This window comes from Pseudomonas sp. M20, assembly GCF_045037865.1.
Lineage (GTDB): Bacteria > Pseudomonadota > Gammaproteobacteria > Pseudomonadales > Pseudomonadaceae > Aquipseudomonas.
On record NZ_CP173611.1, the window covers coordinates 4,556,948 to 4,576,671 of the forward strand.

Sequence of the window (19,724 nt, forward strand, 5' to 3'; positions counted from 1 at the left end):
ACGCACTTAATGAGAGCGCCCGCACATATTTGGAGCAGACATGACCGAGCCCTTGATTCTTCAGCCTGTTAAGCCCGCAGACGCCTGCGTGATCTGGCTGCACGGCCTCGGCGCCGACCGCTACGATTTCCTGCCGGTGGCGGAAGCGTTGCAGGAAAGCCTGTTGAGCACGCGCTTCGTGCTGCCGCAGGCGCCGACTCGTCCGGTGACGATAAATGGCGGATATGCCATGCCGAGCTGGTACGACATTAAAGCCATGAGCCCGGCGCGGGCGATCGATCGTGATGAGCTGGAAGCGTCGGCGGATCGCATCATCGAATTGATCGAAAACGAGCGCGCCAGCGGAATAGACGCCTCGCGGATTTTCCTCGCCGGTTTTTCCCAGGGTGGCGCCGTGGTTTTGCACACTGTTTTCTTGAAATGGCAGGGGCCGTTGGGTGGTGTGCTGGCGTTGTCGACGTATGCGCCGACTTTCAATGATGAGATGGAGCTTTCAGCCAGTCAGCAGCGGATTCCCGCGCTATGCCTGCACGGCCAGTTCGATGGCGTGGTGCAGAACTCGATGGGCCGCAGTGCCTATGAGCATTTGGTGAAGCATGGTGTCACCGTGACATGGCAGGAATACCCAATGGAGCACGAAGTGTTACCCGAGGAAATTCGCGACATTGGCGTTTGGTTGAGCGAACGTCTGCGCTGATCACGCCAGCAATGCCTGCCCTTTGATCATCACACTACGCCGCGCCCGTTTCTTGCATTACACTGGCCGGCGTACATTCCTTAACCAATTGATGAGATGACCGTGCTCGAAGCACTCAAGAAAATGTTCGGTAAAAGCGAGGCTGAGCAGCTCGCGCCAGTTCCCAGTGCGCCGTCGCACGCCCCCGGTCATCGCCACGATGCGCCCCAGGCCGACCGCCCCGCTGCCGTAGCAGCACCGAAGCAAGACCCGCAACCCGCTCCGGCCGCGCCCATCGCCGCCGAGCCTGCGCGCAGTGACGAGCCGAAACCGGCCAGACCGCGTCGCGAACCGAAGCCCAAGGCATCGGTCATTCCGTGGAAACTCGAAGATTTCGTCGTCGAGCCACAAGAAGGCAAAACCCGCTTTCACGATTTCAAACTCGCTCCAGAACTGATGCACGCCATTCAGGATCTGGGCTTCCCGTATTGCACGCCGATCCAGGCGCAGGTGCTGGGCTTCACCCTCGCCGGCAAAGACGCCATTGGTCGCGCGCAGACCGGTACCGGCAAAACCGCCGCGTTCCTGATCTCGATCATTACTCAACTGCTGCAAACGCCGCCGCCGAAAGAACGCTACATGGGCGAACCTCGTGCGCTGATCATCGCGCCGACCCGTGAGCTGGTGGTGCAGATCGCCAAGGACGCCGCCGACCTGACCAAGTACACCGGCCTCAACGTCATGACCTTCGTTGGCGGTATGGATTTCGACAAGCAGCTCAAACACCTCGAAGCGCGTCACTGCGACATTCTCGTCGCCACCCCGGGCCGCCTGCTCGACTTCAACCAGCGCGGCGACGTGCATCTGGACATGGTCGAAGTGATGGTGCTGGACGAAGCCGACCGCATGCTCGACATGGGTTTCATCCCGCAAGTGCGCCAGATCATTCGCCAGACGCCGCCGAAAAGCGAACGCCAGACCCTGCTGTTCTCCGCGACCTTCACCGAAGATGTGATGAACCTCGCCAAGCAGTGGACGACCGATCCGTCGATCGTCGAAATCGAAATCACCAACGTCGCCAACGAAAACGTCGAGCAACACATCTACGCCGTGGCCGGTGCCGACAAGTACAAATTGCTCTACAACCTGGTCAACGATAATGGCTGGGAGCGGGTGATGGTCTTCGCCAACCGCAAGGACGAAGTCCGCCGTATCGAAGAGCGTCTGGTGCGCGACGGTGTGAACGCTGCGCAGTTGTCCGGCGACGTGCCGCAGCACAAGCGCATCAAGACTCTGGAAGGTTTCCGCGAAGGCAAGATTCGCGTACTGGTCGCCACCGATGTAGCCGGTCGCGGCATCCACATCGACGGCATCAGCCACGTGATCAACTTCACCCTGCCGGAAGTCCCGGACGACTACGTGCACCGCATCGGCCGGACCGGTCGTGCTGGCGCCGATGGCGTGTCGATCAGCTTCGCCGGTGAGGACGACTCCTACCAGTTGCCGTCCATCGAAGAGAAGCTCGGTCGCAAGATCAGCTGCGAAACGCCACCGACGCACCTGCTGCGTGCGGTTGAGCGCAAGCGTCCGCAGTAAGCGATACGAATAAAAGAAGCGCAGCCGGCAACGGACTGCGCTTTTTTTTCGCCCGGTGTTTGATCAGGTGCTTGCGAGAGAAAACTAAATGTCCATAATGGACAAATTAGTTTAAATACAGACTCCGGAGCCTGACATGTCCAGTACGCCCTACGTGATCGACCAGCATCAGGCCCGCGAGCTTCTGATGCGCATCGACGTGCCGCAGATTCTGCGCAAACTGTTTCGCGATCTTGCGGCGGGTAATGCCGTGCAACCGGCGCAACAACTGGTGGAGTTTCCTCAAGGTGCAGGTGACTTCATCAACTACCTGGGCGTGCTGGCTGAAGACGGCGTTTACGGCGTAAAGACCTCGCCCTACATCGTTCGCGAGCAAGGCCCGTTGGTGACGGCGTGGACGCTGCTGATGTCGATGAAAACCGGCCAACCGCTGCTGCTCTGCGATGCCGGTGAACTGACCACCGCGCGCACCGCCGCGACCACGGCCGTGGCGGTCGACACCCTCGCTCCGGTCAATGCCACGCGACTGGCAATCATTGGTAGCGGCAAGGTTGCCCAGGCGCATTTGCACTACGTGAAATCGCTGCGTGACTGGCAGAGCATCAGCCTGTATTCGCCAAGCCTGTCCGCCGACGCGCAAACCCAGGCACTGTTGAAAGCCATCACGCCCAATCTGAAAATTGCCGATAGCCGTGAAGCGGCCATTGCCGAGGCTGATGTGATCATGCTGTGTACCTCGTCCCCCGGCCCGGTGATCGATCCTGCCGCGCTGAGCAAACCGGCCCTGATCACCTCGATCAGCACCAACGCCCCACGTGCCCACGAAGTGCCGCCGCAGAGCCTCAACGACATGCAGGTGTTCTGTGACTATCGTCTGACCACTCCGGGGTCGGCGGGTGAGATGCTGATTGCCAGTGAACAGCATGGCTGGAGCAAGGATTTGATTGTCGGCGATCTCGCCGACTTGCTCAGCGAGAAAGTCCAGCGCCCCGATTACGATCGTCACGTGTTTTTCCGTTCAATCGGCCTTGGCTTGGAAGACATCGCCCTGGCCAATGCGGTTTATCACTTAACCCACTAACACCACAAATCCCCTGTAGGAGCGAGCCTGCTCGCGAATGCGGTCTTACATTCAGCATTATTGTTGCCTGATACACCGCTATCGCGAGCAGGCTCACTCCTACAGGGGATAGCGAACTATTGGATATTGCTTACTCACTGGAGAACCTCATGAGCCAGGCAGATTTCATCATCATCGGCGGCGGAATTGCCGGCGCTTCCAGCGGTTTCTGGTTGTCGCCGCACGGCAAAGTGATCGTGCTCGAACGTGAATCGCACCCGGCCTATCACTCCACCGGGCGCTCCGCCGCGCTGTTCACTGCAGCCTATGGCACACCGCAGGTACGTGCACTGACCCAGGCCAGCCGCGAGTTTTTCGATCATCCGCCGGCCGGCTTCTGCGAACACCCGCTGCTGACCCCGCGCGGCGAAATGACCGTGGATTTCACCGGCGACTCTGCCGAACTCAACAACCAATACCTCAGCGCCAAAGCCACCGTGCCGGAGATGCAATTGCTCAGCGCCGACGAAGCCTGCGCACGCCTGCCGATCCTGCGCCGGGAAAAAGTCCATGGTGCGATCTACGACCCGAGCGCCAGCGACATCGACACCGATGCCCTGCATCAGGGCTACCTGCGCGGCATCCGTCGCAACAACGGCGAAGTGCATACCGACTGCGAAGTACTCGGCCTGAACCGCGACGCCGACGGCCTCTGGCACGTACAAACAAACGGCCAGACCTTCAGCGCACCGGTAATCATCAACGCCGCCGGCGCCTGGGCCGACAAGATCGGTGCACTGGCCGGCGCCAAGCCCTTGGGCTTGCAACCGAAACGCCGCGCCGCATTCATCTTCGCCGGCCCCGAAGGCGTCGACATTCATCACTGGCCGATGCTGGTGAGCCTCGACGAGTCCTTCTATATGAAACCCGACGCTGGCATGTTCCTCGGCTCGCCGGCCAACGCCGACCCGGTCGAACCCCACGATGTGCAGCCGGAAGAACTGGATATCGCCATGGGCATTTACCAGATCGAAGAAGCCACCACGCTGACCATCCGCCGCCCGACCCGCACCTGGGCCGGGCTGCGCAGTTTCGTCGGCGACGGTGATCTGCTCAGCGGTTTCGATCCGCAGGTGCCGGGGCTGTTCTGGGTCGCGGCGCAAGGTGGTTATGGCATCCAGACTTCGCCAGCGATGGGCCAGGCCAGCGCGGAGTTGGTGCGTGGTCAGCCACTGCCCGAGCACTTGCGTAACTTCGGTCTGAGCAGCGCCATGCTCTCGCCTGCCCGCCTCGCCTGATCGTCCATCCGGATGACGCGCCCAACGGATTGCGGCACACTCGCAGCGCCTCCTGATCACGGGGGCGTTGACGCTGCCTGGAGCTCCACTGTCATGACCGCCCCTGAATTCGACCCGGCGCTGGATAACTTCCGCGCCATCGCCGATGCCATCGCCACACTGTTCTTTCCGCACGCCGAAGTGGTGCTGCACGACCTGCGCACACAGAAGGTCGATTACATCGCCAACAACCTGTCCAAGCGTGAGATCGGTGACGACTCGTCACTGGAAGACATGCTCAGCGAGGATGTCAGCGACCGCAATATCGGCCCGTACGAAAAGCTCAATTGGGATGGCCAGAAGATCCGCAGCCTGAGCAGCGTCCTGCGCGACAGTGAAGGCCTGCCGCTGGCGGTGCTGTGCATCAATCTGAATATTTCGCTGTTCGAGAACGCCAAGGCGGCGCTGGACCTGTTTCTGTCGCCGAGCAAACTGATCCCGCAACCGGACTCACTGTTTCGTGATGACTGGCAGGAGCGCATCAACACCTTCCTCCACGCTTGGCTGCGCGAGCGGCAATTGAGCCTGAATGTGCTGACCCGCGATCACAAACGTGAGCTGGTGCTGGCGCTGCACGCCGAAGGCGCGTTCAAGGGCAAGAGCGCCTCGAACTATGTGGCCAATGTGCTGAATATGGGGCGGGCGACGGTGTACAAGCATTTGAAGGAAATGAAGGGCTAGAGATTTGCGGTGATTTCTCTGACGCCATCGCGAGCAGGCTCACTCCTACAGGGGGAACGCATTCCAAATGTAGGAGTGAGCCTGCTCGCGATAGCGGACTATCAGTCGCCGTAGATATCGGACTTGAAATACTTCTCGGAAATCTTCTGGTACTCGCCACTCGCACGAATGCCATCAATCGCGCCATTCAACTGGCTGACCAGTTCGGCATTACCCTTGCGCACCGCAATCCCCGCGCCCTCGCCCACGTACTTCGGATCCTTCAACTCAGGCCCGACAAACGCATAACCCTTGCCCCGCGGCATCGACAGAAAGTCATTGAGCGGAATAGTGTCGGCAAAAATCGCATCCAGCCGCCCCGCCGCCAGATCCATGTAGATCTCTTCGTTGTTGCTGTAGCGCTTGACGTTGATGCCCTTCGGCTCGAACACCTCGGTGGCATAACGGTCAGTAGTCGTTGCGCGCTGCACGCCGACGTTCTTGCCCTTGAGGCTGGCGTACTGGTCATCGACCGTTGCGCCTTCCTTCATCACCAGTCGCGACGAAGTGAAGTAGTACTTGTGGGTGAAATCCACCGACTTCTTGCGGTCTTCGTTGATGGTCATCGATGACAGCGCCATGTCGATTTTCTTCACTTTCAGCGAAGGGATCAGACCATCAAACTCACCTTCAACCCACACGCACTTGACCTTCATCTGCGCGCACAGGGCGTTGCCGATGTCGTAGTCGAAACCGACGATTTCGCCTTTATCGGTTTTCGACGCAAATGGCGGGTAAGCGGCTTCGATGCCGATGCGCAGGGTTTGTTCGGCGGCGAACGCGCTGGCTGAGGCTAACAGGCTGAGGGCCAGACCGGTGATGAGGGGGAGTTTCTTCATGTTCGTTCTCTCGCAGGTTGTTGTTGGTTTGGCAAGACAGAAGAAAGAGCTGAAAAACAGATGGGATTTTTTGTACTTGGAAATCCATACTGGACTTATATGTACATGCCGTCAATCGGGCCAGGCAGGAGGATTTTGGTGATGCAGATGACGCTTTCGCGAGCAGGCTCGCTCCCACAGGGGATCTGTAGCGAACACAATATCTGCGTTCATGAAGATCCAATGTGGGAGCGAGCTTGCTCGCGAAGGCTTACTGAAGGGCGCTACAAGACTTACTTTTTCCAGCGATCCGCCGCGGCATGATCACTGTCCCGCCCTTCAACCCAACGCGGGCCATCGCTGGTGTTTTCTTTCTTCCAGAACGGTGCACGGGTTTTCAGGTAGTCCATGACGAAAGCGCAGGCATCGAATGCGGCCTGGCGATGGGCACTGGCGGCGCCGACAAACACGATCGGCTCACCCGGTTCCAGTGCACCGATGCGATGCAGCACTTCCAGCTTCAGCAGCGGCCAGCGCTGTTCGGCTTCGATGGCGATCTTGCCGAGGGCTTTTTCGGTCATGCCCGGATAGTGTTCGAGGAACATCCCCGCCACATCCAGTCCGTCATTGAAGTCGCGCACATAGCCGACGAAACTCACCACCGCGCCGACGCCGACATTGGCCGCGTGCATCGCGTTGACTTCAGCGCCCGGATCGAACGGTGTGGCTTGCACGCGAATCGCCATGGCTCAGCCTCCCGTCACGGTGGGGAAAAACGCCACTTCGTCGCCATCAACCACAGGCTCGTCGAGCTGGCAGAGGTCTTCGTTGCGTGCACACATCAGGTTCTGCTCGCTCAGCACCTCGGCGCCATCGCGTTGTGCCAACAATGCCCGCACGTCGTCGACGGTGGCGAAATCGCCCTCAACCTTTACCGAATCCACGCCCAGCGCTTCACGGTAACGGGCAAAAAACTTCACGGTCAGGTTCATGGCTGCTCCGCTTGAAAGTGCCCGCTCTTGCCGCCGACTTTCTCCAGCAGGCGCACGCTTTCGATGGTCATGCCACGATCGACGGCTTTGCACATGTCATAAATGGTCAGGGCGGCAACGCTGGCGGCGGTCAATGCTTCCATTTCCACACCGGTCTGCCCGGACAATTTGCAGCGGGTAACGATGCGCACGGTGTCTTCGCCTTCAGCACTGAGTTCGACTTTGACGCCGGTCAGCATCAGCGGGTGGCAAAGGGGAATCAGATCGCTGGTTTTCTTCGCAGCTTGAATGCCGGCAATGCGCGCCACGGCGAACACGTCACCCTTGGGATGACCGCCGCTGACGATCATCTGCAGCGTTGCGGGGAGCATGCGCACCAGCGCTTGGGCCGTCGCTTCACGGAACGTCACGGCTTTTTCGGTGACGTCGACCATGTTGGCGCGACCTTGGGAATCGAGATGAGTCAGCACGGGGGCCTCCTTGAGGCAGCTGCGAGCGGCAAGCTACAAGCGGCAAGTGAAAAGCGCAGTAGTTTGCAGGTATGGAATGGCAGCATTTAAGCAGTTGCAAGCATTAAGCGGCAAGCTACAAGGGCATGAGAGAAACACTCTCTACGCTTGTATCTTGCCGCTTGCAGCTTGAATCTTGCAGCTGTTTTACAGGTGGGTTTCGGCGTATTCGGCCAGAATCGAGCGAGGCACCCCTTGCAGGGTGATGTGCACACCGTTGGGGAAATCCTTGAAGCGTTCGGTCAGGTAGGTCAGCCCGGAGCTGGTCGCGGACAGGTAAGGGGTGTCGATCTGTGCGAGGTTGCCCAGGCACACCACTTTGGAACCTGCGCCGGCACGGGTGATGATGGTTTTCATCTGGTGCGGCGTGAGGTTCTGGCATTCGTCGATCAGGATCAGGCTCTGCTGGAAGCTGCGACCGCGAATGTAGTTGAGCGATTTGAACTGCAACGGCACTTTGCTGAGGATGTAGTCGACGCTGCCATGGGTGTTTTCGTCATCCATGTGCAAGGCTTCGAGGTTGTCGGTGATGGCGCCCAGCCAAGGCTCCATTTTTTCCGCTTCGGTGCCGGGCAGGAAACCGATCTCCTGATCCAGGCCCTGCACGCTGCGGGTGGCAATGATGCGGCGATAACGTTTGCTGACCATGGTCTGCTCGATCGCAGCGGCCAGCGCCAGAATGGTTTTACCGGAGCCTGCCGCGCCCGACAGGTTGACCAGATGAATGTCCGGATCGAGCAGCGCGTACAGCGCCAGACTTTGATAGATGTCGCGCGGTTTCAGCCCCCACGCTTCCTGGTGCAGCAACGGTTCCTGATGCAGGTCGAGGATCAGCAGCTTGGCCTCGTCGATCTCCTTGATCCAGCCGACAAAGCCCTGTTCATCAATGATGAACTCGTTGATATGCACTGCCGGCAGATTATCGATCAGTTGCACTTGATGCCAGGTGCGGCCGTGATCCTGACGGGTGTCGACCTTGCTCACGCGGTCCCAGAAGGAGCCGGTCATGTTGTGGTAGCCGTTGGGCAACAGGGACACGTCATCGACCAGTTGGTCGGTGCTGTAATCCTCGGCATCGATGCCGCAGGCGCGCGCCTTGAGGCGCATGTTGATGTCTTTGGTGACCAGCACCACCGGTTTTTTCGGGTCGCGGGTGTGTAGATCGATCAGTTGGTTGATGATTTTGTTGTCGTTCAGGTGCTCGGGCAGAATCAGATTCGATTCGGCCTGTTTGCTCATCAGTATTGACAGTAAGCCCTTCGGCCCGCCCTTGCCGCGCTGGATCGGCACACCCAGCTCGACATCTTCCGGGGACGCATCGCCCAGGGTCTTGTCGATCAGCCGGATGGCCTGACGGCATTCAGCGGCCACGCTGTGATGCCCGCTCTTGAGCTTGTCCAGCTCTTCAAGCACGGTCATCGGGATTGCGACGTGGTGTTCTTCGAAATTCAGCAGGGCGTTTGGATCGTGAATCAATACGTTGGTATCGAGTACATACAGGATTGGCTGGTTGGAGGAAGGGCTACGTCCGTGATCATCCATACTCGGTCACCTTTGTCAGAGCCAGTAGACGCAATACCTGGGCGGTGCTGCGCCTCGAAGTGACTGCCGAAATCTCACCTGCGGAGATTCAAGTGACTGCAAACAAACGGGTCTTGGAAGACGCCACCTGTGTTGCAGGTTTCGGCGGTCTGTCTTCGTAATACTCCAAAACCGATGACATAAAAAAGTACTTTGACGGTTTTTTTAAGTTTATTTTGCAGAGTGACGAAAAGCCCTTGGCGGACTGCCAAGACCCCGCTAAAGTCGGAAGTCCGCATGCACCGAATCCTGCAAAAAAATCGCCCCAAGCCCAATGTTTCCGGGCTTTCTTCGTTTCTCAGCGAAAAGCGTTCTGACAGTCTTCCCAACCGATACCGCTCTGCGCGGTTTGCGTGATCAGCCACGGCAACGAGGTCTTCACCGCGTCCTGTTTCATGTTGAAATTGATCACCCCGTGACGCCACAACAGCATCAGGGTCAGTACTCGTTGCGCGCTCGCTGAGCCCTTGAGTTTGCCGGCGCCGTCCTGGGCATCGATGTCCCACAGTGCCACTTGCAGGCCCTGGGTGTTGAAGAAACCTTGCGCATCACTGCGGCGTTGCCCTTCTGGCGGACGGAACAGCGGCACATAGTTTTCCGGCAATTTATTCCTGACCAGATCAGCACTGCGCCGCACCGAATCCTGCCAGTCCTGCCAATGGCTGTGGGAGCGGAACTCCCAACCTTGAACGCCGACGCACTGTTTCGAGAAGCCCGCCTGCAGACTGCTCACCGAACGATCGGCCAGCCGCGCCTGAATATCCTTGCCCAATACAAAGAACGTGCCGCTCAGGTTTGCCTTGCGCAGGTATTCGGTGAGCCAACCGGTGTTATCCGGTTGCACGTTGGCGGCGCTGTCGAAAGTCAGCAGAAACAGGCGGTCGTGCATGTCGTCGCCGTTGCGCTCGTAGTCTCCGAAACGATCGAATTCATTGCTGGTTTGCGGTGACAACGCAGCCTTGCGCATCAACTCATCCAGATACTGCAAATGGAAGATCCGGCTCGGTTCGGCCCACTTGGTGTAATAGCTGTCGTCACTGACCACGAACTTGGCGGCTTGCTCACGCAGGGTCGGCAGGTCTTCGACGAGGAAACAGAACGAGGCGTCCTGATCGCAGCTTTGCTGGGCGTAGTTGTAGTTCGCCAACAAGCGCTGCCAGAGGCGCTGACGCAGGCTGTTGACCGCATCGATATTGACTGTGCGCAGGCCCAGGCGCTGAGCCAACGCGGCCTCGTCCATCGATTCAGTGCCGAGCAGGCCACGGGCGAACATGAGGATTTCCGCCCGTGAAGCCACATCAAACAGCGTCGGATTGCTGAGCTGCTCTGGCCAGGTGCTGCGATCCAGCGTCGCCACATCGCCCGGCGCCGCGATGGCACCGACGCTTAACAGCCACGCGGTCAATAAAAGAACAATGCGCAAAAGGGATGTCTCCATAACAAAACCCGCGCGGCACTATAGCTGATGTGCAACGCTCACGGACGCTGCCCTCACCCCAGCCCTCTCCCGGAGGGAGAGGGAGCCGATCTTCATTGATTTCAAAATTTGAGTTCAACTCGATAGATCATGTCGGCGTAAATCGACAGTACAACTCGGTCAGCCCCCTCTCCCTCTGGGAGAGGGCTGGGGTGAGGGAAAAATCCACCAACCGTCGCAAATGCCCAAGCTTCCCCACACCTATTGCCCCTATAGCTGGAGTCAACACCGACAACCCCCTAGAATCGCCTCCACAATTAAAGGAGACGACTTCATGCTGATGGTGATTTCCCCCGCCAAGACCCTCGATTACGAAACACCGCCGGCGACCCAGCGCTTTACTCAGCCGCAATACCTCGACCACTCCCAGGAACTGATCCAGCAACTGCGCGACCTGACGCCTGCGCAAATCAGCGAACTGATGCACGTGTCGGACAAGATCGGCGGGCTAAATGCCGCGCGTTTCGGCAGCTGGACACCCGCGTTCACTCCGGAAAACGCCAAGCAGGCGCTGCTCGCGTTCAAGGGTGACGTTTATACCGGTCTCGACGCGCAATCCTTCAGCGAAGCCGATTTCGACTACGCGCAAAAACACCTGCGCATGTTGTCAGGCCTGTATGGCTTGCTGCGCCCGCTCGACCTGATGCAACCGTATCGCCTGGAAATGGGCACCAAACTGGCCAACGCCCGGGGCAAGGACTTGTATGCCTTCTGGGGCACGCGCATCAGCGAATGGCTGAACGAAGCGTTGGCCGATCAAGGCGACGACGTTCTGCTCAACCTGGCCTCCAACGAGTACTTCTCGGCGGTCAAACGAACGGCATTGAACGCACGGATCATCAACACCGAGTTCAAGGATCAGAAGAACGGTCAGTACAAGATCATTAGCTTCTACGCGAAGAAGGCTCGCGGTCTGATGAGCCGTTTCGTGATCCAGGAAAAAATCAACGATCCGACCCTGCTCAAGCAATTCGATGTGCAGGGATATCGCTACAGCGTCGAACAGTCGAAACCGGACAATCTGGTATTTTTGCGCGACCACGCCCCCGAATAAAGCATGCCCAATGCACGACTCTTTCTATATAGAGTCGTGCAGCTCGCACGATGTCAAAAAAACCCCGCTGCTTTTCGCCATTTTTATGGCGCCAGAAAATCCTCCCTGTCTTTTCTAAGATTAGTTTCACTCGACACTGATCATTTTTTTCAGTAGTGGCACCTAAATTTTTTCAGCGTAGTGGCACAAAACTATCTAACGTGATTATTCGCCTGTTAATAAAGGTCGGAAACGAAAGTGCTATCAAATTGAGATTAGTGCCATCTCTGACAATATTTCAAGAAATTTCAGATTTCGCGATGAGCGGACAGGAACTTCGTCCGAATGCATAGCTCATACCACCGGTAACGATTCTCGCTGAGTTTGTACGAGATAACTTACGCAGAGCAGATGGCCATGTAACCAAGTTGTCACAGCAACTTGCCTAGATGACTAACTAGTCTGATTACGAAACGATGGACAGGAGATACGCACCATTTATATCCCCTACAAAGGCCATGGCCGCGCCCCTATAAACGTGCTCGCCTGAGCACCAAACCGCTTGATTTACAGGACTTTAATCCTGCTTTCGAGCGCGCAAGACGATTGCACAAGAGTCTTCCACAAGGAAGATCGGCTGCATAACAGGGCAAGTCATACAACAAGGCCTGGTTGCGCACATCTTGAGTGCACTTATTTAGACACTCGAAACTTAGTATGCCTGCACACGGCATTGTGGCGCCTGTAAGCCGCACTTTCGAGTGCACTAATGAACGCTGAACACCATTAACTCCGGCCCTCTAAGGCCTGATATATACAGAGGTAATTGCGATGCGCATCAGCATATTTGGTTTGGGTTACGTTGGCGCAGTATGTGCCGGTTGCCTGTCTGCTCGGGGCCATGACGTGGTTGGCGTCGATGTTGCCAAAGACAAGATCGACATGATCAACGCCGGCAAGTCGCCGATTGTTGAACCGGGTCTTGGTGAACTTCTGCAACAGGGTATCCAGACCGGTCGTCTGCGTGGCACGACCAACTTCGCCGAGGCGATTCGTGACACTGACCTGTCGATGATCTGCGTCGGGACGCCGAGCAAGAAGAACGGCGATCTGGAACTGAACTACATCGAAGCGGTGTGCCGCGAGATCGGTTTTGTCCTGCGTGAAAAGACCACCCGCCACACCATCGTCGTACGCAGCACCGTACTGCCAGGCACTGTTGCCAACGTGGTGATCCCGATTCTCGAAGATTGCTCGGGCAAGAAGGCCGGCGTCGACTTCGGCGTTGCGGTCAACCCTGAGTTCCTGCGTGAATCCACCGCTATCGCCGACTACGACCTGCCACCGATGACCGTCATCGGCGAGTTCGACAAGGCCTCGGGCGACGTTCTGCAGTCGCTTTACGAAGAACTCGACGCACCGATCATCCGCAAGGACATCGCCGTTGCCGAGATGATCAAGTACACCTGCAACGTCTGGCACGCGACCAAAGTGACCTTCGCCAACGAGATCGGCAACATCGCCAAAGCGGTCGGCGTAGATGGCCGTGAAGTGATGGAAGTGGTCTGCCAGGACAAGACCCTCAACCTCTCCCAGTACTACATGCGCCCGGGCTTCGCCTTCGGCGGTTCGTGCCTGCCGAAAGACGTGCGCGCTCTGACCTACCGCGCCGGCTCGCTGGACGTCGAAGCGCCGCTGCTCAACTCGCTGATGCGCAGCAACGAATCGCAAGTGCAGAACGCCTTCGACATCGTTGAAAGCCACGACAAACGCAAAGTCGCCCTGCTCGGCCTGAGCTTCAAGGCCGGCACCGACGACCTGCGCGAAAGCCCGCTGGTGGAACTGGCCGAGATGCTGATCGGCAAGGGTTACGACCTGAGCATCTACGACAGCAACGTCGAGTACGCCCGTGTTCACGGCGCGAACAAGGACTACATCGAGTCGAAAATCCCGCACGTGTCGTCGCTGCTCAACGCGGACTTCGATTCGGTGATCGACAACTCCGACGTGATCATCCTCGGCAACCGCGACGAGAAATTCCGCGCACTGGCCCAGCAAGCACCGCACGGCAAACAGGTCATCGACCTGGTCGGCTTCATGGCCAAAGCCACCGACGCCGGTACGCGCACCGAGGGTATCTGCTGGTAATGCAGACCTAAGCGACAAGCTCCGAGCTGCATTACTTGCAGCTCGAAGCTTGCAGCTTGAAGCCTCCCTTACCTTCGGATGACGCTGATGAGCAAGCTCAAACATTTTTTTCTGCAATCAGCCGGCTGGCTTTTTTATCTCAGTCTGCTGATGGGCCTGGCCTTGATGCTGCCCACGTCCACATTCGACTCCGAGTCGAAGGACTTCATTTTCCTGATTGGCGCCGTGGGTATCTGGCGCTACTCGATGGGTGCAACGCACTTTGTGCGCGGCATGATTTTCCTCTACATCGTTTACCCGCACCTGCGCCGCAAAGTGCGCAAGCTGGGCAAGGCGGCGGACCCGTCGCATGTGTTCCTGATGGTCACCAGTTTCCGTATCGACGCGCTGACCACGGCGCAGGTCTACAGCTCGGTGATCCGTGAAGCCATCGACTGCGAACTGCCGACCACCGTGGTCTGCTCGATCGTCGAAATGTCCGATGAGCTGCTGGTCAAGGCACTGTGGGCACGGATGAATCCGCCCGACCGCGTCAAGCTCGACTTCGTGCGCATTCCCGGCACCGGCAAACGCGATGGCCTCGCCTACGGTTTCCGCGCGATCTCCCGTCACCTGCCGGACGACCGCGCCGTGGTGGCCGTGATCGATGGCGACACCGTGCTCGGCGAAGGCACCGTGCGCAAGACCGTGCCGTGGTTCCAGCTGTTCGGCAACGTCGGCGGCCTGACCACCAACGAGTTCTGCGAAGTACGCGGCGGCTACATCATGAGCGAATGGCACAAGCTGCGTTTCGCCCAGCGCCACATCAACATGTGCTCGATGGCCCTGTCCAAACGCGTGCTGACCATGACCGGTCGTATGTCGGTGTTCCGCGCCACCGTGGTGACCAACCCGGAATTCATTGCCGACGTCGAAAGCGACTCGCTGCAACACTGGCGTCTGGGCCGCTTCAAGTTTTTGACCGGCGACGACAAGTCGAGCTGGTTCAGCCTCATGCGCCTGGGTTACGACACCTTCTACGTGCCTGACGCGGCGATCAACACCGTTGAGCATCCGCCGGAAAAGAGCTTTATCAAGGCCAGCCGCAAACTGATGTTCCGCTGGTACGGCAACAACCTGCGCCAGAACTCGCGAGCGCTGGGCCTGGGTGTGAAACGCCTCGGCGCCTTCACCTCGGTGGTGCTGTTCGATCAACGCGTATCGATGTGGACCTCCTTGCTCGGCCTGACCGTGGCGATGATCGCCAGCTTCAAATATGGCACCGCGTTCATCCTCGTTTACCTGCTGTGGATCGGCATCACCCGCCTGATCCTGACCCTGCTGTTGTCGTGCTCCGGTCACCGCATCGGCCCGGCTTACCCAGCGATTCTGTATTACAACCAGATCGTTGGCGCGCTGGTGAAGATCTACGTGTTCTTCCGCCTCGACCAACAATCCTGGACGCGCCAACCCACATCCCTGACCCGTGATCTCGCCAGCTTTCAACGTTGGTTCAACACCTGGTCGTCTCGGACCATGACCTTCTCCGCCGGCAGCATTTTTGTCGCCGTGCTGCTGATGATGGTCTGACCCGCCCCTATTGAATTAACAAGGAAATCGCCCCTATGAATACCGCCGTCAACGCCAACGTAGTGCATGAATCCGAAGCCCAGCGCCAACACGCCCGCGTGAAAATCCCGGCCAAACTGCGCTTCTTCGGTCCCGACCGGACGCCGGTCGAAGCGCGGGTCCTGGACCTCTCGGCCGGTGGTCTGGCGTTCAACGCCGGGCAACTGCCGCTGACCATCGGCGAGGTGTACAAGGCGCGTCTGCAATTCGTCATCGACAACCTCGGCATCGCCATGGACGTTGAACTGCAAGTACGTTCCTTCGACCGCCAGACCGGCCGCGCCGGTTGCCAGTTCCAGAATCTGGAGCCGCAGGATATTTCCACCCTGCGCCACTTGATCACCTCGCACCTGGCCGGCGACATCGTCAGCATCGGCGAAGTGCTGGCGACCCTGCAGCGCGACAACTTCACCAAGGCACGCAAGGTCAAGGACGGCGGCTCCGGCATGACACCGTTCGGGCGCCTGAAAGCAGTGACCTTCAGCGCCGGTATTTTCGCGGTCGGTCTGGTCGCGGCGGGGTTCATTTTCAAATCGGTATACGGCATGTACTTCGTCAGCCACGCGCAGGCCGGTCTGGTCAGCGTGCCGGGGATGAACATCACCATGCCGCGCGACGGCACCGTGCAGAGTCTGGTCAAGTCCGACGGCGTTGCAGCGAAAGGCGCGCCACTGGCGACCTTCAGCACCAGCATGCTCGATGTGCTCAAGGGCCATCTGGAAGAGGATCAACTGTCGCCGGCCAAGGTTGAAGAACTGTTCGGCAAGCAAATGACCGGCACCCTGACTTCGCCGTGCGATTGCACCGTGGCCCAGCAACTGGTGGCTGACGGTCAATACGCGAGCAAGGGCGACGTGATCTTCCAACTGGTACCGCGCAACACCCAGGCCACCGTCGATGCGCGCTTCTCCTATCGCCAGTTCGGCGACGTGCGTCCGGGCACCCCAGTGAGCTTCCAGATTGCCGGCGAAGACAAGACCCGCACCGGCAAGATCGTCAGCAGCACCAGCCTGAAGAGCGCCGACCTGTCCTCCGACATCCGCGTGCAGATCCAGCCTGACGAGCCGCTCGACAGCAGCCTCGCAGGTCGCCCGGTGGAAGTGAACAGCGACCGTGGCCCGAACCTGAACTGGCTGATCGACAAAGCCATGGCTGCCGGTCTTTAAGTCGAGGACATGCCTGTGACTACTCCACCCATCCTGAAAACACCGCGATCCCTGTGGGAGCTGGCCTGCCAGCGATTGGATCAGCGCGGTGTGTCTGATGTACCGCGCCGCCTGAATCGCGAGCAGGCTCACTCCTACATGGGAACAGTGTGTGCCTTGGCATTGGCGGTCAGTCTGGCCGGTTGCGCCGGCCTGCCCGATCAGCGTCTGGCCAACGAAGCGCTGAAGCGGGGCGATACCGCCACCGCCGCGCAGAATTATCAGCAACTGGCCGATCTGGGTTACAGCGAAGCGCAAGTCGGTCTTGCCGATATCCAGGTCGACAGCCGCGACCCGGCGCAAATGAAACAGGCCGAGGCGACTTACCGCGCCGCTGCCAGTGTTTCGCCGCGTGCACAGGCGCGTCTCGGCCGTTTGCTGGTGGCCAAGCCGGGCTCCACCGAAGCCGAGCACCACGAAGCCGAAACCCTGCTGAAAAAAGCCGCCGCCAATGGCGAAGGCAACACGTTGATCCCGCTGGCGATGCTCTACCTGCAATACCCGCACAGTTTCCCGAATATCAACGCGCAGCGGCAGATCGATCAATGGCGCAAATCCGGCTACCCGGAAGCCGGTCTGGCGCAGGTGCTGCTGTATCGCACCCAAGGCACCTACGATCAGCACCTGGATGACGTGGAAAAGATCTGCAAAGCCGCGCTCAACACCACCGACATCTGCTACGTCGAACTGGCCACCGTTTACCAGAAACGCGCCCAGCCTGAGCAACAAGCCGAGCTGATCAAGCAAATGCAGGCCGGTTACAGCCGTGGCACCGTCACCGCGCAGCGCGTCGATTCCGTGGCCCGTGTACTGGCCGATTCGACCCTCGGCAAGCCCGACGAGAAAACCGCGCAGTCGCTGCTCGAGCCGATCGCTCCGGGCTACCCGGCGTCGTGGGTCACCCTCGCGCAACTGCTCTACGACTACCCGGAACTGGGCGACGTCGACCAGATGATGAAATACCTCGACAACGGCCGCGCCGCCGACCAGCCGCGCGCCGAACTGTTGCTGGGCAAGCTCTACTACGAAGGCAAAATGGTCCCGGCCGACGCCAAAGTCGCCGAAGAACATTTCCAGAAAGCCGTTGGCCGCGAAGTCGCCGCCGACTACTACCTCGGCCAGATCTATCGCCGTGGCTACCTCGGCAAGGTCTATCCGCAAAAGGCTCTCGACCACTTGCTGACCGCTGCGCGCAACGGCCAGAACAGCGCCGACTTCGCCATCGCGCAACTGTTCTCCCAAGGCAAGGGCACTAAACCCGATCCGCTCAACGCCTACGTGTTCAGCCAATTGGCCAAGGCACAAAACACCCCGCAAGCCGATGAGCTGGCGACCACCCTCGCCGCGCAATTGCCGCCCGAGCGACTGGCCGAAGCGCAACGTCTGCTGCAACAAGAGCAAGCCAGCCGTGGCGCTCTGAACCCGAACACGCTGCAACTGCACGCCCTGCAAGAAGAAGACGGCGAGGAAAAATTATGAAGTTGAATCCATTCGTGAAGGCCGGCATTGGCCTTTCGTTCGCGCTGATCTGGTCTTGCCCGACACTGGCCGCGATGACTGAAACCAAGAACTTCGGCCTCGAAGTGAAAGTCACCGGCCAGTCCGAAGATGACCGTGACCTCGGCACCGCCAGCGGCGGCGACGTCAACGGCGTCGGCCTCGACCTGCGTCCGTGGATCTATGGCGAAAGCGGCGCGTGGAGCGCCTACGCCATGGGCCAGGCCGTGACCTCGACCGACATCATCGAAACCGACACCCTGCAACAATCCGACGGTGAACAAGCCACCGACAACGGTGATCGCAAAACCAAGAAAAACTACCTGGCGATGCGCGAGTTCTGGGTCGGTTACAGCGGCCTCACCCCGTACCCGGGCGAGATGCTCAAGTTCGGTCGCCAGCGTCTGCGTAATGACGACGGCCAATGGCGCGACACCAATATCGAAGCGCTGAACTGGACCTTCGACACCACCCTGCTGCGTGCCAACGCCGGTGTCGCCGAACGCTTCAGCGAATACCGCACCGACTTGAAAGAGCTGGCGCCGAAAGACAAGGATCGCCTGCACGCCTACGCCGACGCCGCTTACCAGTGGACGCCGGGCAACTGGGTCGGCATTCGCGGTCACCACACCCACGATGACGGCAAACTCGATTACGCCGAACCGGGCGTACCGCGCGACTCGCTGGACAAGACCGAGAACGGCGACATCAGCTGGATCGGCCTGACCGCCGACAGTGACGCCTACAACTGGCGCAACACCAACACCGTCAACTATTGGGGCAGCATCACCGGCATGAGCGGCGACCGCGACACGGTCAACGCGCTGAACGCCGATGGTTCGCGCCCGGCGCAAGCCAAGCGCAGCGATGACGTCAACGGCTGGGCCACCGACATCGGTGTGCGTCTGCGCCTCGATCCGCAATGGCAAGTCGGCGGTGCCTATGCCCGCGCCAGCGCCGATTACGAGCAGACCGGTCTGGAAAGCAACCGCTCCAACTACACCGGTACGCGCTCGCGGGTTCACCGTTTCGGCGAAGCCTTCCGTGGCGAAATGAACAACATGCAGACCGCGACCCTGTTCGGTTCGTGGATGGTCAACGACGAGTACGACGCCAGCCTGATCTACCACAAATTCTGGCGTGTCGATGGCAACAAGCCGGTGGGCAGCAACGGCATCAACGCCGTGGAAAACAACACCGACGACGCCACCGGCGCGATCCTCTCCAGCACCTCGCTGCCGCTTGAAGACGGCAACAAGGATCTGGGTCAGGAGATGGACCTGGTCGTCACCAAGTACTTCAAGCAAGGCCTGTTGCCGGCGGCGCTGAGCCAGTCGATCGACGAGCCTTCAGCCCTCGTGCGCTTCCGTGGCGGTGTGTTCAAGCCGGGCGATGCCTACGGCAAGCAGGTTGATTCGTACATGCACCGCGCGTTCATCGACGTGATCTGGCGCTTCTGATGCAAAC

General features: G+C 59.2%; 17 protein-coding genes. 11 read left to right on the forward strand and 6 right to left on the reverse strand.

The annotated features are described in order from the left end of the window. Positions 1–40 precede the first annotated feature (40 nt). The 5 genes from ACI514_RS20335 to ACI514_RS20355 all read left to right on the forward strand — a co-directional run bounded on the left by ACI514_RS20335 (position 41) and on the right by ACI514_RS20355 (position 5,350). Positions 41–697, forward strand: coding sequence for an alpha/beta hydrolase (locus ACI514_RS20335; RefSeq protein WP_160056030.1), 657 nt, complete (start codon positions 41–43; stop codon positions 695–697). 96 nt (positions 698–793) lie between these two features. Continuing rightward, the gene (rhlB, locus tag ACI514_RS20340) at positions 794–2,272 is read left to right on the forward strand and encodes an ATP-dependent RNA helicase RhlB (protein ID WP_160056028.1); all 1,479 of its coding nucleotides are present in this window, start codon (positions 794–796) and stop codon (positions 2,270–2,272) included. A gap of 136 nt (positions 2,273–2,408) precedes the next feature. After that, on the forward strand, positions 2,409–3,353 hold the full coding sequence (locus ACI514_RS20345) for an ornithine cyclodeaminase family protein (RefSeq protein WP_405122265.1): 945 nt from the start codon (positions 2,409–2,411) through the stop codon (positions 3,351–3,353). 149 nt (positions 3,354–3,502) lie between these two features. Next, positions 3,503–4,630, forward strand: a complete 1,128-nt coding sequence (locus ACI514_RS20350; protein WP_405122266.1) for an NAD(P)/FAD-dependent oxidoreductase — start codon at positions 3,503–3,505, stop codon at positions 4,628–4,630. Between the two features lie 93 nt (positions 4,631–4,723). Then, positions 4,724–5,350, forward strand: coding sequence for a transcriptional regulator (locus ACI514_RS20355; protein ID WP_064393297.1), 627 nt, complete (start codon positions 4,724–4,726; stop codon positions 5,348–5,350). 101 nt (positions 5,351–5,451) lie between these two features. Here ACI514_RS20355 and ACI514_RS20360 read toward each other — a convergent pair whose 3' ends face one another. The 6 genes from ACI514_RS20360 to ACI514_RS20385 form a co-directional block, all read right to left on the reverse strand. Continuing rightward, the gene (locus ACI514_RS20360; RefSeq protein WP_160056022.1) at positions 5,452–6,228 is read right to left on the reverse strand and encodes an ABC transporter substrate-binding protein; all 777 of its coding nucleotides are present in this window, start codon (positions 6,226–6,228) and stop codon (positions 5,452–5,454) included. A 272-nt stretch (positions 6,229–6,500) separates the two neighbouring features. Next, positions 6,501–6,953: a molybdopterin synthase catalytic subunit MoaE gene (gene moaE / locus ACI514_RS20365; RefSeq protein ID WP_038357637.1), complete on the reverse strand. Its 453-nt coding sequence runs from the start codon at positions 6,951–6,953 to the stop codon at positions 6,501–6,503. A gap of 3 nt (positions 6,954–6,956) precedes the next feature. Further along, positions 6,957–7,199 carry a MoaD/ThiS family protein gene (locus tag ACI514_RS20370; protein WP_016985014.1) on the reverse strand — a complete coding sequence of 81 codons (243 nt, stop codon included), beginning with the start codon at positions 7,197–7,199 and terminating at the stop codon, positions 6,957–6,959. Next, positions 7,196–7,669, reverse strand: coding sequence for a cyclic pyranopterin monophosphate synthase MoaC (moaC, locus tag ACI514_RS20375; protein ID WP_405122267.1), 474 nt, complete (start codon positions 7,667–7,669; stop codon positions 7,196–7,198). Before moaC ends, ACI514_RS20370 begins: the two co-directional genes overlap by 4 nt. Positions 7,670–7,855: 186 nt before the next feature. Then, positions 7,856–9,250, reverse strand: coding sequence for a PhoH family protein (locus tag ACI514_RS20380; protein WP_016985016.1), 1,395 nt, complete (start codon positions 9,248–9,250; stop codon positions 7,856–7,858). Between the two features lie 337 nt (positions 9,251–9,587). Next, entirely contained in the window at positions 9,588–10,712 is a 1,125-nt protein-coding gene (locus ACI514_RS20385) for a polysaccharide deacetylase family protein (protein ID WP_160056018.1), read from the reverse strand. A 328-nt stretch (positions 10,713–11,040) separates the two neighbouring features. Between ACI514_RS20385 and yaaA the strand changes: the two genes are divergently transcribed. The 6 genes from yaaA (at position 11,041) to ACI514_RS20415 (ending at position 19,717) form a co-directional block, all read left to right on the forward strand. Beyond that, entirely contained in the window at positions 11,041–11,820 is a 780-nt protein-coding gene (gene yaaA / locus ACI514_RS20390) for a peroxide stress protein YaaA (protein ID WP_160056016.1), read from the forward strand. A gap of 810 nt (positions 11,821–12,630) precedes the next feature. Then, positions 12,631–13,947, forward strand: a complete 1,317-nt coding sequence (locus ACI514_RS20395; RefSeq protein WP_008087506.1) for a nucleotide sugar dehydrogenase — start codon at positions 12,631–12,633, stop codon at positions 13,945–13,947. Positions 13,948–14,034: 87 nt separating this feature from the next. After that, positions 14,035–15,516 carry a mannuronan synthase gene (gene alg8 / locus ACI514_RS20400; RefSeq protein ID WP_161986611.1) on the forward strand — a complete coding sequence of 494 codons (1,482 nt, stop codon included), beginning with the start codon at positions 14,035–14,037 and terminating at the stop codon, positions 15,514–15,516. A gap of 35 nt (positions 15,517–15,551) precedes the next feature. Further along, positions 15,552–16,721: a PilZ domain-containing protein gene (locus tag ACI514_RS20405; RefSeq protein ID WP_405122268.1), complete on the forward strand. Its 1,170-nt coding sequence runs from the start codon at positions 15,552–15,554 to the stop codon at positions 16,719–16,721. 9 nt (positions 16,722–16,730) lie between these two features. Then, positions 16,731–18,239, forward strand: a complete 1,509-nt coding sequence (gene algK / locus ACI514_RS20410) for an alginate biosynthesis TPR repeat lipoprotein AlgK (protein WP_405122269.1) — start codon at positions 16,731–16,733, stop codon at positions 18,237–18,239. Continuing rightward, positions 18,236–19,717, forward strand: coding sequence for an alginate export family protein (locus tag ACI514_RS20415; protein WP_405122270.1), 1,482 nt, complete (start codon positions 18,236–18,238; stop codon positions 19,715–19,717). The genes algK and ACI514_RS20415 overlap by 4 nt, the downstream gene beginning before the upstream one ends. Positions 19,718–19,724 lie beyond the last annotated feature (7 nt).